A 13,283-nucleotide genomic window follows, 5' to 3' on the forward strand; every position below is an offset into this window, starting at 1 on the left:
GCCCTTCTACAAGGACTGCGGCGGCACGCCCGCGAAGAGAGGGCCCAGCCCCTCCGCCATGGTCGGGTGTGCCAGGACGGCGTCCCGCAGACGCTGGTAGGGCAGCCCGGCCAGCATCGCCGTTTGCACCACAGCCACGACCTCGCCGGCCTCGGATCCGATCATGGTAAAGCCCAGGATGTGGTCGTCATCCCCGACCAGGGCCTTCATGAAGCCCTGCGTCTCGCCGGTCGTCTGCGTCCGTAGCACGGCGCTCATCGGCAGCCGCGCCACCCGGACGGGGACGCTCTGGCGCTGCGCCTCGCGCTCGTTCAGCCCGACGCGGGCGAGCGGTGGCTCGGTGAACATGTTGGCCGGGACCAGGCGGTCCTGTGTGCTGCGCTGGCCCCCGGCGAGATTGTCCCGGATGATCCGGAAGTCGTCGACGGAGACGTGGGTGAACTGCGGGCTGCCCGCCGCCTCGCCGAGCGCCCATACTCCGGGCGCGCTGGTCTCCAGGCGCTCGTTCACGCGGATGAAACCTCGGTCGGTCAACGCGACTCCGGCCTCCTCCAGCCCGATCCCCTGCGTGTTGGGCGTACGCCCGGCGGCGACGAGGATGTGGCTGCCCTCGATGGTCCGCTCGCCTTCGCCCGTGCGCACGACGAGGCTGACCGCCTGCCCGGAGCGGCCCGTCACGCTCAGGGTCTCGGCGCCCGTGATGACCTTAATGTCCTCGGCAGCGAGGATCTGCTGCATCTCGGCGGCGACGTCGGCGTCCTCATTGCTTAGGATTTGAGGACCGATCTGAAGGATGGTCACGCGGCTGCCGAAGCGACCGAGCGCCTGCGCCATCTCCAGCCCGACATAACCGCCACCCAGCACGATCAGGTGCGCGGGTACGGCATCGAGTTCCAGTGTCTCGATGTGGGTGAGCGGCCCGGCCTCCGCGAGCCCGGGTATGGCGGGGATAGTCGCGTGCGTTCCCAGGTTGAGGAACACCTGATCGCCCGTCAGCACGCGCGTGCCGCCGTCGTTGAGCCGCACCTCCAGCGTCTTCGGCGCGACCAAGCGCCCGCTGCCCATGACCAGGTCGACGCCGGCGTCGCCATAGGCCTTGAGGTGGAACGCGACCTCACCCTCGACCATCGCGCGCTTGCGTTGGCGGACCGCCTCCATGTCGGTCGTGACCGGGCCGGTGATGGTCCCGAATCGCGCGGCGTTGCGCACGAGGTGGGCGACCTTGGCGCTCCAGATCTCGTTCTTGCTGGGCAGGCAGGCGATGTTGGGACACGAGCCCCCAACCCAGCGGCGCTCGACCACGGCGACCCGTCGCCCCGCGTGCCCCAGATGCCAAGCCAGCAGCTTGCCGCCCTGGCCGCTGCCGAGGATCAGCACGTCGAAGTGTTCCGGCGGGGTTGCGGCTCGCGCCTCCGCGCTCCCTGGCTGCTCCTCGCTCGGACGTGGCTCGAATGACGGCTCGGTCGCGCTCATGATTGTGGCTCCGGAAACTGGCGTACGCAAAAATCTGCCTCCGTGGAGGCGGGCGAAAACGCGTTCCGGCAATCCGGCTGACACTCTCCGGCTGCGGTCGCGCTAGCATTCGTCGGATCAGCAGCGACTGCAAATCGTGGTGGTGATGAGTTGGTCCAGGCGATGGCTCTGAGCGTCGAGCCCGGGGGTTGTGCCGGCGCGCCAATCCAGGGCCGCACCGGGCGGCTTGGTCTGGCCGACCGCGCTCACGCGCCGAAAGCCCGTCGTTGTCTGGAGCGTAGGCAACCGGACCGGCTTCGCGGCAGCGGGGGCTTCCGACATGAAATGCCCTGCCGCGGCGGGCATCACCGAAGTGCCAACGAGGACGAGACCGGCCAAGGCGGCGGAGACCAGTCGTGACGCAGTGGTCCGTCCGGTGGCGCTCTTGGATGAGAAGGCGGTGTGAGACATGTGACGCTCCTTCGCTTCGCTTGCGAACGTGAGGTCACACTACGATCCCGATCTGATCCCCTGAATGCTTCTAATGCCGATATTTATGCCATATCGTCTCGACATCAGCTACTTCGCGCCCGCACCCTTGTGTTCAGGGTGACGCCGTGCGCCTCGATGTCCGCGTAGGGCATGCGCGATCCCTCTCCGCCGGCGAATGACGCATAGGGCGCTGCGAAGTCGAAGCGCCGGACTTCGCGGGCCGTCAGGGCGCGTAGCCCCAAACCTCGCTGGCCTCGTCTTGCGCCATCTAGTTGGCGAACGCGGCGGCTTCCAGATTTTGGATGCCCTGATCGTGCCGGCTCGTCCTACCGCCTGGAACGCCCAATGCAGTGCCGGGTGCGCCGCGCCCGACAGCGGTCCGTTTTCACCGCGCCACCCCGCAAGTTAAGTCTTGAGGCGGCTCCTGTGGGCAGCCTGCTTAGCCCTGTTGCCGCAAACCGCCATGCTGCACCACCGCCGTGCTCGACCGCGGGTGTGGTCGGCAAACATCAGCGTGCAGGTATGCCCTTCGCATGCTTTGATGTGCGTGAAGTCCTCGTCACAGACGAGCCGGGCCAGAACCTCCCCGACCGGCTGGAGCAGGGACTCCGGCGTGCGCCAGTGACGCGAGGTCCGCAATTCCAAGTGCAGGACGCCGTCATGGTGCTGAGAGACGATCTGGCTGAAGCGCTGATCCCGTTCGAGGAGCCTGTTGAGTGGCTTGAGCTCGGATAGATCGTCGGACGTGAGTGGGCGGCCCTTACGCTCGTCGACGAAGCCTCGGAACCACTCACGGAGTTGCCGGGCTTCAGCCGCAACGTCGTCGAGTTCACCAGGGGTCGCGCGATCCCGGACTGCCGCGGCGGCAGCCGCCGGCACGAGACCGGCCTGTTCCAGCCAATTCAGCAGACCCTCGCCATCATTGATCCAGTCGACAGGCTTGTCGACGGGCGTGGCAATCGAATTGAGGAAATCGAGGCCCGGTGCGTCGGCCACGAAGATCGCGGGCGTGTGGTGGTGGTCCATTCCATTGCCTTGAGAGCCGATGGCCGTCTGACCTCATATGGCTCATAACCTAACGAATTACATCATTGCGGTTAGCTAGGATGAGTCGGCGGCTTCTGATGTGGCCGTCATGCTCGCTAGCCGCGCCAGTGGATCCCGCACTCACCAGCGACCTCGCTCGTAACCTCATCAATCTCTGTTGACAGGTTATATAGGTACGCTCATAACCTCTCTGTCGCGGCGAAAAAGGTTACGAGAAGGACCGCCTCATGCCAGACATTCGCTATCGCTCCGCAGACGTCGATGGCTTCCGGATCGCCTTCCGAGAGGCGGGCCGCCCCGGCGCACCGAAGCTGCTCCTCCTCCATGGTTTCCCAACCGCGGGGCACATGTTCCGCGACCTGATCCCGCCGCTGAGCGACCGTTTCCACCTCGTGGCGCCGGATCTGCCCGGGTTTGGTCTGTCAGACATGCCGGCGCGGGACCGCTTCACCTACAGCTTCGACAACGTCGCTTCGGTGGTCGACCGCTTCACCGAGGTGATCGGTTTCGACCGGTTCGCGATCTACGTATTCGATTACGGCGCGCCGACGGGCTTCCGCATCGCCGCGAAGCATCCGGAACGGATCACCGGCATCGTCTCGCAGAACGGCAACGCCTACGAGGAGGGGCTGAGTGAAGGTTGGAACCCCATCCGCGCCTATTGGCAGGACCCGTCTCAAGCCAACCGAGAGGCCCTTCGCGCCTTCCTGAAGCCGGAGACGACGGTCTGGCAATACACCCACGGCGTTCCCGACCCGACCCTCGTCTCGCCGGATGGGTACTCTCTCGACAATCATTATCTGAGCCGTCCCGGCGCCGACGAGGTTCAGCTCGATCTCTTCGGCGACTACAAGAGTAACATCGCGCTTTACCCAGCTTTCCAATCCTACTTCCGCGCCCACAAGCCGCGCTTCCTCGCCGCTTGGGGCCGCAACGACCCGTTTTTCCTGCCGGCGGGAGCCGAAGCCTTTCGGCGCGATATTCCGGACGCGCAGGTGACTTTCTTCGAGACCGGCCACTTCGCGCTGGAGACCCATGCGGCCGAGATCGCTGCCGCAATCCGGGCCTTCCTCGTCTGAGCCCTGAGCCGGGATGCGGCCAACGCGCATCCCGTTCCCTCCACTCTGCGCCTGGGGCGCCCTGCATCGAGGAACACTGCCATGCGCGCCATCGTCCTGGACGGCTTCGGAGGCCTCGATGTCCTGACCTACAGGGACATCCCCGAACCCGAGCCGCTCGCTGGCCATGTCGTCATCGAGATCAAGGCCTTCGGCATCAACCACGCCGAAGTGCACATGCGTCGAGGCGAATGGGCCGAGGCGGCACCGGTCTCGGGCATCGAATGCGTCGGTATCGTCAAATCGTGTCTCGGCCGCGAGTTTCCGGTCGGCGCCAAGGTGGCGGCGCTGATGGGTGGCCTCGGGCGCACCATCAACGGCAGCTACGCCCAGCTCACCAGTGCCCCAGTCGGCAACGTCGCGCTGATCGAGGCGGACCTGCCCTGGGCCGAGCTCGCGGCCATCCCGGAGACGTACGCCACCGCCTGGACCTGCCTGTTCCGCAATCTCGAAATTCAAAAGGGGCAGCTTCTGCTGATCCGCGGCGCGACCTCGTCGTTCGGGCAGGCCGCCCTCAAGATGGCCGTGAACGCCGGTGCCCGCGTCATCGCTACCACGCGTAACCCCGAGCGGTTCGGCAAGCTGCAGGCGCTGGGTGCCGAGCGTTGCGAGATCGAGCGGCCGGACCTGTCGAAGCACATCGCCGACGCGAAGCAGATCGATGCGGTGCTGGATCTCGTCGGCAACAGCGTCGTCCTCGACTCGCTCGCGATGCTCCGGCGTGGCGGCCGTTCGTGCCTCGCCGGCTGGCTGGGCGGCCTCGACCCGATCCCGGATTTCAACCCGCTGCTGCAGATGGCGAGCGGCGTCTACCTGACCTTCTTCGGCAGCTTCGTGTTCGGGACGCCAGGCTTTCCGCTAGCCGATGTCCCGCTGGGCCAGATCGCCCAGGACGCGGCTGCTGGGCGGCTCGATGTGAAGCCCGTGCGCATCTTCGGCTTCGACGAGGTCCGAGAGGCCCACCGCCTGATGGAAGCGAACGCGGCCGGCGGCAAGATGGTCGTCGTGCACTGAGACAGAGCCGGTTGGAGGAGATCGGAATGACAAAGACTGTAGCCATCGTGACGGGAGCTAGCCAGGGCATCGGTCGAGCCACGGCGGTGCGCCTAGCCCAGGACTTCTCGGCGCTCGTGCTGGTGGCGCGCAACCGCACCAAGCTCGAAGAGACGGCCTCGACTGTTAGGGAAGCCGGGTCCGAAGCCCTCGTGATCGACCTCGATCTCGCCGAGCCGACGGCGGCCGCGACCGTCGTCCAGCAGACCCTGTCCGCGTTCGGGCGCATCGACGCGCTGGTCAACATCGCCGGTGCGGTTCCCGGGCTGGACATCTTCCAGATGACGGACGAGCAATGGCATGCGGGCCTGGAACTCAAGCTTCACGGAGCTCGGCGCCTCACCATTCAGGCGTGGGATGTCCTGAAGGCGACCCGCGGCGCGGTCGTGTTCATGTCGGGCAACGCTGCTGTGACCCCGAAGGCGGCCGCAGCGGCTGTGGGCGCGATCAACGCGTGCATAGAGGCCTTGGCCAAGGCGTTCGCGGAACGCGGCATCGTGGATGACGTGCAGGTCAACAGCGTGTCGCCCGGTGCGATCATGACCGACCGCCGCACGGCGATGCTCCAGAAGGCCGCTGAGGCCAAGAAAATCGACATCGAGGAGGCGAAACAGGGCTTCCTGAAACAGGCCGCGATCATCCGCTTCGGGACAGCGGAAGAGATCGCGGAAGTGGTGGCGTTCGCCATCTCCCCGGCGGCGCATTGGATGACCGGCACCGTGCTCCGGATGGACGGAGGAGAGGTCAAGTCGGTCTGAGTTCAACCCCACCCTTTCAGGAGGCCCTGATGTCCACGCCTGATGTCCTGATCGGCGCCCGCGCCGTCGTCTTCGATGCCTACGGCACCTTGCTCGATGTCCATTCCGCCGTGCAGCGCCATGCCGGCTCGGTTGGGCCAGACGCGAAGTCATTGTCGGACACCTGGCGTCAGAAGCAACTTGAGTATTCCTGGGTGCTCTCGCTGTCTGGCCTGTACACGGCGTTCTGGACATTGACGGAACGGGCGCTCGATTACGCGTTGGCCCGTCATCCGAATGTAGACCCTTCCTTGAGGCCGGCCCTTCTGGAGGCCTACCGAAGACTGGATGCCTACCCGGAAGTGCCTGCGGCCCTTGACGCACTTCGAGCGGCCGGCCTGAAGACAGCGATCCTATCCAACGGCGATACGGCGATGCTCGACATGGCGGTCAGGAGCGCGGCGCTTCACGATCACCTCGACGCGGTGTTGTCGGTCGACCCTGCCGGGATCTTCAAAACCAGCCCGCGCGCCTACGACCTCGCGCCCGAGCGGCTTGGAGTTGACATACGGGAGATTGTGTTCGTGTCTTCGAACCGGTGGGACGTCGCTGGAGCGGTCGCCTACGGCTTCACGCCGGTGTGGGTGAACCGCACGGATCAGCCTGACGAGTATCCCGATCTTGCTCCAGCGCAGGTGATCGACAGCCTCAACGCGCTCCTCAGGTAGATACTCAAACGCGGCATGAACGTTCCAATGGGGAACGCGCTGGCTGTCCGTCGTCAGATGATTTGAGACGCTTTGAGGCGCTAAGGAACGGAGGCTCTGGTCCACCTGCGTTGAGAGGTTAGGCAGCCTGCGCGTGATGGCGCAAGCGGCGATCCATGAGGGTCTGGCGCTTGATCCGCGCCCGTTCACGCAAGATCGTCTCGCCGCGGCCGAAGTAGACGTCGGCAGGGGTGTGGTTGCCCAGGCTCTCGTGAGCCCGAGCGTGGTTGTAGTGCTCGACAAAGGCGGCAACCCGCGCCTCCAGTTCGCCGGGCAGATAGGCGTGTTCGAGCAGGATGCGGTTCTTGAGGGTTTGGTGCCAGCGCTCGATCTTGCCCTGCGTTTGGGGATGGCGGGGCGCACCGCGGATATGGGTCATCCCCCAACGGCCGAGCCAGTCGGCCAGATCACCCGCGACGTAGGCTGCCACAGCGTCCGCTTCGGAGAATCCGCGAGTCGCGGCTGAGCGGCCGAGATGGGCGCAAAGCTGCCGACTTGATCTGGCCGCCACCTGCCGGTCCGCTTCGGAGCAAGCGAGGCGGGGAAACGGACACGCGGTTTTCGACGCAAGTAGGTCGGTTACAGGTCGCTTGAGGATGCTCGGAAGCAGCCATTCGACGAGACTACAGCGGGTGATCCGTTCGTAGTGACCCCTGTAGCATTGACGCAAGGTACCCGCGTCTTCAGTGCCATGCACCCTTGTGCGCCCCCAAAACCTCGACACGGCTGTTAGGCGCCGTCCTGATTGATCGCAACAGCTTCAAGATACTAAGTACAGGCAAGGAAGATAGTTACGCTCAAGGGCAACAGTATCGATGACGTCTCGACAAGATCCAAAATTAGAATTCCTTCAGTTTTGAACTGCTCTAAGTGTGTGATTTACAACACGCTTTCGCCTTGCTTCACAACTCAAGAACAGCAATGGAATAGCTACTGCGCCGCTTGAGGCGCCTAGCAGCGTGCCTCATGTCTAACCGCCCATCGCTCTTCGCTCTGCTCTTCGCCACGACGGCTCTGACCGGAACTGCAGAGGCGCAGGAGAGGAGTGTGCAACTCGACCAGCTTTCAGTGGAGGGAGCGGCGCCTGGACCTGCGATCGGCAGCGGAGCCAATCTCAGTGGCGGTGATGGTGGTACGGCGGCGACCAGCGGCGGCGGCGGTGGCCCTTCCGGGGTCACCGGCTACGTCGCCCGCGTCAGCCCCACGGCGACCAAGACCAACACGCCGCTCATCGAGACGCCGCAATCGGTCACGGTGATCACTCGCGAGCAGCTCAACGACCGCAACGTCCAGACCCTCAACGAGGCCATCGGCTACGTGGCCGGCGTCTCATCGAACGTCTTCGGCTTCGATCCGCGCTTCGACTCGTTCTTTGTTCGAGGCTTCAGCCTCACCTACGACGGCATCTACCGAGACGGCCTGCGCCAGATCGCATCCGGCCTGACGGTGCCGCGCATCGAGCCGTACGGCATCGAGGCAGCCACGATCCTGCGTGGACCGGCCTCTGGGCTCTACGGCCTCGGCTCGCCCGGCGGCATCCTCGACGTCACCACCAAACGACCGGTCTTCGTGCCCTTCGGCGAGGTGCAGCTGCAGGTCGGCAACTTTGACCGCTACCAGGGTAATTTCGACATCGGCGGCCCAGTCGAGGGCACGGGCGGCACGCTTGCCTACCGCATCACCGGCATCAAGCGGCAGTCCGACACCTTCATCCCCGGGGGCTCCGATGACAGGAGCTACATCGCGCCAGCCTTCACCTGGAAACCGTCCGCCGATACGACCTTCACGTTTCTCAGCGAGTATCAGGAAAACAAGCTTCCGGGCAGCACGACGTTCTTCAATCAGAACCTACGCCCAACAAATCTCTACTCGGGTGATCCGGCGTTCAACGACTTCAAGCAGCAGCAGGGTCGCGTCGGCTACGCGTTCGAGCACCGTTTCGACGGGGATCTCTTCTTCCGGCAAAACTTCCGCTTCTACGACATCAGTAACGACTATCGCTACACGTCGATCACCGCCCTCAGTCCCGACGGCCTGAGCGCCAGCCGCTCGACCGGATACTCGCGGCAGTTCCTCAGCCAGATCACGCTCGACAACCAGATCGAGGCGCATGTCACCACTGGGCCGGTCCAGCACACGCTGCTGGCGGGGCTCGACTACGCGCATTCTGACTTCAACTACCGCTTTGGCTTCGGCGCGGCTCCTGATCTCAACCTCGTCACGCGCAACTATGGCCAGCAGCCGATCCTCGCGGCACCGCTTGGACCGCGCACCTCCCAGAGCCAAGATCAGGTCGGCCTGTACCTGCAGGAACAGGCCAAGTTCGACCGCTTCGTGCTCACCTTGACCGGGCGCTATGACTGGGTGTTCCAGAACACGATCGATACCGCTGCCACCGCGACGCAGCAGAACAACCAGGCTTTCACCGGTCGCGTCGGCCTCAACTATCTTCTGGCCCCTGGGCTGGTGCCTTACGCCAGCTACGCGACCACCTTCGCGCCACAACCAGGCGCCGACGCCTCTGGGCGGGCCTTCCGGCCGGCGACGGGCGATCAGATCGAGGCGGGCGTCAAGTACCTGATCCCAGGAACCAACATCCAGGCGGGGTTCGCTGGCTTCGACATCGTTCAAAGCAGCGTGCTGCGCACGGACCCGAACAACATCGCCTTCCAGGTGGCGACGGGAGCTGTCGAGTCCCGTGGCTTCGAGATGGAGGCCATCGCCAATTTCGCGCCCGGCACCAACCTGACCCTCGCCTACACCCATCTGGATGTGCGGTATCTCAGTCAGACCTCGTTCACGGGCCAAGCACTAGACGGCAACGCTCTCTCCGGCATCCCAGGCGACACCTTCACGGGCTTCCTGAGCTACCTGTTCCCAGCAAGCTCGGCACTGCGCGGCCTGACGCTCGGCGGCGGCATTCGTTTCAACGCTAACAGCTTCGCCAACGACGAGAACACGGTCCGCAACCCGACCGTGACGCTGTTCGATGCGCTGGTCGCCTATGATTTCGCTGCCATCGACCCGGCCTACAAGGGCTTCCGCGCTCAGATCAATGCCAACAACGTCTTCGACCGCAACTACTTCACCTGTCAGGCGGGCTTCTGCTATCGCGGTGCGCCCGCGACCGTCATCGGCAGCCTGATCTACCGGTGGTAGCCGAGGACGACGTTATGGCCATGGCCCGACGTTTGCGGACGAAGGGCGAGACCTGCAAAGGCCGTCTACTGGTGAGCACGCTTGTCACACGACGCACCATTGCGGGACTCTTGGCGGCTGCGTGGCTGACACTGGATGGGCGTACTGTCATGGCCGCTGCGAGTTCGGATGAGGCGGCACGGATCGCCGGCGCGGTAAGCTTCGATCTTGGTGGCGGCGGAGACCATCCACCGTGGCGGATCACGCTCTACGTCCCGCCCGGCGAAGCGCCGGCCGCCGGCTGGCCCGTCCTCTACCTGCTCGATGGCAACGCGGTGACGGCCACGGCCATCGATATCGAGCGGGTCCAAGCTCCGTATCCGGATGCTACGGGGATCGGTTCCCGCTTTGCCATTGTGGGCATCGGATATCCTGGAGACGAGGCCTATGACAGTCTGCGCCGCTCCTGGGACTACACGCCGCCTCCCGGCCGGTCCTACCCACCCCACAAACCCGGCGGGCCGACGCTGCGGACGGGCGGCGCCGACGCGTTCCTTCAGTTCGTCGTGACGGAACTTCGGCCTGCGATTGAGCAGCGTTGCCAGGTTGACCTGTCACGGCAAGCGCTATTCGGACATTCCTTTGGCGGGCTGTTCGTTCTCTACGCGCTTGCCCATAGGCCAAATGCTTTCTCCCACTGGGTCGCCGCGAGCCCGTCCATTTACTGGGAGGATCTCGTTGTGCTGAAGAGCCTTGAGCGTCTCGGTAAGGATCCGCCTTTCCGCGCTCGCGTGCTCCTGATGGCGGGGGCTTACGAGGAGGAGCTAGCGCCGTTTCAACGCGACGCTCCGGACCGCGAGGCGCGCTCGAACCGCCTGCAATCGGCCCGGATGGTCGAGTTGGCCCGCGCGATGGCAGGCCGGCTCAGCCAGATTTCCGGGGTGGAAAGCCAATTCCGATTGATTCCTGAACGAACGCACATGACCGTTCTGCCCGAAGCAGTGAATGATACTGTCGCCTTCTTTATGCAGCGATAGGGCGAGGCCTTCGACTAGGACCATCGCCTTCAATATCGCCAAAACTCATTGACCAAACCTGGGCGGCAGAGCCGAAGATCGCCGCAGGTTGAGCCAACGTCTGGTTCCTTGGTTCCAGGTCCAAGAAACAGCCGGTCGCAAAACCACCCATCTGAGGCGTTCACGCAAGTCATTCGTCACGACAGGATTTGGCCGGAAGCTGCCGGCCTGCTTCCCGCATTCTAAGCGGAGAAGCGGACGTTCGGTGTGGCTCAGGCGGATGCCTCAAATTGACCCCTTCCAGACCTTTACGGCGCACGAGAGGAGCGTCCGGTCACGAGCGTTTTCCGGACATTTGATTTTCTGACAGGGTTCTCCGACATGTGCCGGCCGCCTCACACTCGTCACGCGCACCCCAACCGCCCTGTTGGGTTTTCGGTCGTTTTCTCGACATAGCGCTCTGCGCCCTTTGGACCGTTCCATCAGGGCAAGTCCTATTGAAACGCCGGGTCGAATTCGTATGCCCGCTGAATGTCGGGGCGCAGGCGGTTGCGGGGCCCGCTCGGTGATGCGATAGCCCCCCGGGTGCGCGGGCCGAAGGTCGGGCCGGCAGGTTTCCAGCGTTGGTCGGGCCGCCAGCGGCGGAGACCTATGCCCGTGTTGCGCTCCTCTCGTCCCGCATCCGTCCTGCGCGCCTTCCTGGCCAGTGAGGCGAGTGCAGGTCTGGTTCTGATGGCAAGCGCGGCCCTCGCGCTTCTCGTCGCCAACTCGCCCCTGGCGGACAGCTACTTCGCAGCCCTGAAGAGCTACCTGGGCCCCTTGAGCCTGCTACACTGGATCAACGACGGCGTCATGGTCGTGTTCTTCCTGCTGGTCGGCCTGGAGATCAAACGCGAGGTTCTGGACGGGCGGCTGCGGACATAGCCAGATCGCATCCTGCCCTGCGTCGCCGCGCTCGGCGGCATAATCGCGCCGGCGCTGGTCTACGTCGCCGTGAACTGGCACTCGCCCGGGACGCTGCGCGGCTGGGCCATTCCGGCCGCCACCGACATCGCCTTCGCCCTCGGCGTGCTGGCTCTGCTCGGCTCGCGCGTGCCGGTCTCGCTCAAGATCTTCCTCACCGCGCTGGCCATCATCGACAACCTCGGCGCCGTGCTGATCATCGCCGCCTTCTACACCGCCGACTTGTCGCTGCCGATGCTGGGCGGCGCGGCCGTCACGTTCGCCGTGCTCTACGGGCTCAACAAGGCTGGGGTCAGCCGGCTGCTGCCCTACCTGCTGCTCGGCGTGGTCCTGTGGCAGTTCGTGCTGAAGTCGGGCGTGCACACCATCATCGCGGGCGTGCTGGTGGCCCTGACCATCCCGCTGCGCCCCAGCATCGGCAAGCCGGACGACCCGACTTCGCCCCTGCACAAGCTGGAGCACACCATCCATCCCTGGTCGGCCTACCTTGTCCTGCCGATCTTCGGCTTCGCCAATGCGGGCGTCTCGCTCTCAGGCTTCGATCCGCACATGCTGTTGGACCCGGTCACGCTCGGCGTGGCGCTGGGCCTGTTGCTGGGCAAGCAACTCGGCGTGTTCGGCTTCGTGCTGGCGGCCGTGAAGCTCGGGCTGGCGCAGCGGCCGTCACGCGCGAGCTGTGCGCAGGTCTACGGCGTGGCCCTTCTGTGCGGGATCGGCTTCACGATGAGCCTATTTATCGGCCTTCTAGCCTTCGCCAAAAATCCCGCACTCGAAGCCGAGACGAAGATCGGCGTCCTGGTCGGTTCGCTCACTTGCATGATTTTGGGCGCGCTGGTGCTGCTGTTCAGCCCGCCTGTGGCAAGGCCAAAACGATCGCCAGTTCCATAACTTCCAGCTGGCGAACCACGCCGCTTCTGGAAAGCGTGGCTTTGACACGCTGGACCCGTGCCCTGCCGCTAAATTCACCGCTATGGCAGCGCTGCCACAATTTTCGGTTTCATCTGGGTTGAGGGCTCGCAACCGGAAATTGCGGTCATAGCCCATGTCCCTTGCTCAGCTAACCCCCAAGCTGCTGTCTTCTCTGGAGACCTCAGGCTGCCTTGGCACTTGGGAGACGGATTTGGCCAACGGCATCGTCTATCCGTCGAAGCGATTTGCCCAGTTCCTCGGTCTGCCCACGCATTGCGTTGCCGAAGGCGTGCCGCTGAGCGCCTTGGTGGAGGGCGTCCATGAAGCAGATCGTGAGCGCGTCGGAGCGCTCGTCCATGAGGCCCACCTGACCGCCGGTCACTTCGAGGCGGAGTTCCGTACGCTCGGCCACAGCGGCTTGACGCATTGGGTGGCCGCCAGAGGTCAGGTTGAAAAGGATGACCAGGGCCAGGGTCTGCGCTGTCGTGGCATCGTGATCGACCTGAACGGGATGCGTCGGCTAGCTGTCGTTACCCAGAAGGTTGTTCAGCCTTTGCCAGGGTGTCTGTTGGCTGAGGGCGGAGTGGGTTC

Annotated in this window: 10 protein-coding genes and 2 pseudogenes; 8 read left to right on the plus strand and 4 right to left on the minus strand. The window is 64.6% G+C overall.

The features are described from left to right. Positions 1–6: 6 nt before the first annotated feature. From F6X53_RS27910 to F6X53_RS27920, 3 genes are all read right to left on the minus strand, one after another. Entirely contained in the window at positions 7–1,473 is a 1,467-nt protein-coding gene (locus F6X53_RS27910; protein WP_151004534.1) for an FAD-dependent oxidoreductase, read from the minus strand. 117 nt (positions 1,474–1,590) lie between these two features. Beyond that, positions 1,591–1,923, minus strand: a complete 333-nt coding sequence (locus F6X53_RS27915; protein ID WP_151004536.1) for a hypothetical protein — start codon at positions 1,921–1,923, stop codon at positions 1,591–1,593. A gap of 426 nt (positions 1,924–2,349) precedes the next feature. Continuing rightward, the gene (locus F6X53_RS27920) at positions 2,350–2,970 is read right to left on the minus strand and encodes a CGNR zinc finger domain-containing protein (RefSeq protein ID WP_151004539.1); all 621 of its coding nucleotides are present in this window, start codon (positions 2,968–2,970) and stop codon (positions 2,350–2,352) included. Positions 2,971–3,218: 248 nt separating this feature from the next. Between F6X53_RS27920 and F6X53_RS27925 the strand changes: the two genes are divergently transcribed. From F6X53_RS27925 to F6X53_RS27940, 4 genes are all read left to right on the plus strand, one after another. Continuing rightward, positions 3,219–4,070: an alpha/beta fold hydrolase gene (locus F6X53_RS27925; RefSeq protein WP_151004541.1), complete on the plus strand. Its 852-nt coding sequence runs from the start codon at positions 3,219–3,221 to the stop codon at positions 4,068–4,070. Between the two features lie 81 nt (positions 4,071–4,151). After that, complete coding sequence (locus F6X53_RS27930; RefSeq protein WP_151004543.1) at positions 4,152–5,123, plus strand: zinc-binding alcohol dehydrogenase family protein; 972 nt, start codon at positions 4,152–4,154, stop codon at positions 5,121–5,123. Between the two features lie 26 nt (positions 5,124–5,149). After that, on the plus strand, positions 5,150–5,920 hold the full coding sequence (locus tag F6X53_RS27935; protein WP_151004556.1) for an SDR family oxidoreductase: 771 nt from the start codon (positions 5,150–5,152) through the stop codon (positions 5,918–5,920). 29 nt (positions 5,921–5,949) lie between these two features. Then, positions 5,950–6,627, plus strand: coding sequence for a haloacid dehalogenase type II (locus tag F6X53_RS27940; RefSeq protein ID WP_151004545.1), 678 nt, complete (start codon positions 5,950–5,952; stop codon positions 6,625–6,627). A gap of 118 nt (positions 6,628–6,745) precedes the next feature. Here the strand turns inward: F6X53_RS27940 and F6X53_RS27945 are convergent. After that, positions 6,746–7,102, minus strand: a pseudogene (locus F6X53_RS27945) (integrase core domain-containing protein); the annotation flags it as partial. 530 nt (positions 7,103–7,632) lie between these two features. On the opposite strand from F6X53_RS27945, the gene F6X53_RS27950 reads away from it, so the two are divergent. The 4 genes and pseudogenes from F6X53_RS27950 to F6X53_RS27965 form a co-directional block, all read left to right on the plus strand. Beyond that, a complete protein-coding gene (locus F6X53_RS27950; protein ID WP_151004558.1) occupies positions 7,633–9,825 on the plus strand; it encodes a TonB-dependent siderophore receptor in 2,193 nt (730 codons plus the stop codon). A gap of 149 nt (positions 9,826–9,974) precedes the next feature. Next, positions 9,975–10,841, plus strand: a complete 867-nt coding sequence (locus tag F6X53_RS27955) for an alpha/beta hydrolase (RefSeq protein ID WP_151004547.1) — start codon at positions 9,975–9,977, stop codon at positions 10,839–10,841. A 630-nt stretch (positions 10,842–11,471) separates the two neighbouring features. Continuing rightward, a pseudogene (nhaA, locus tag F6X53_RS27960) lies at positions 11,472–12,671 on the plus strand (Na+/H+ antiporter NhaA). 232 nt (positions 12,672–12,903) lie between these two features. Further along, on the plus strand, positions 12,904–13,283 hold a 380-nt coding region (locus tag F6X53_RS27965; RefSeq protein ID WP_191971029.1), incomplete at its 3' end, for a PAS domain-containing protein.

Origin of the sequence: Methylobacterium soli (genome assembly GCF_008806385.1) — a bacterium.
GTDB classification, from domain to species: Bacteria; Pseudomonadota; Alphaproteobacteria; order Rhizobiales; family Beijerinckiaceae; genus Methylobacterium; species Methylobacterium soli.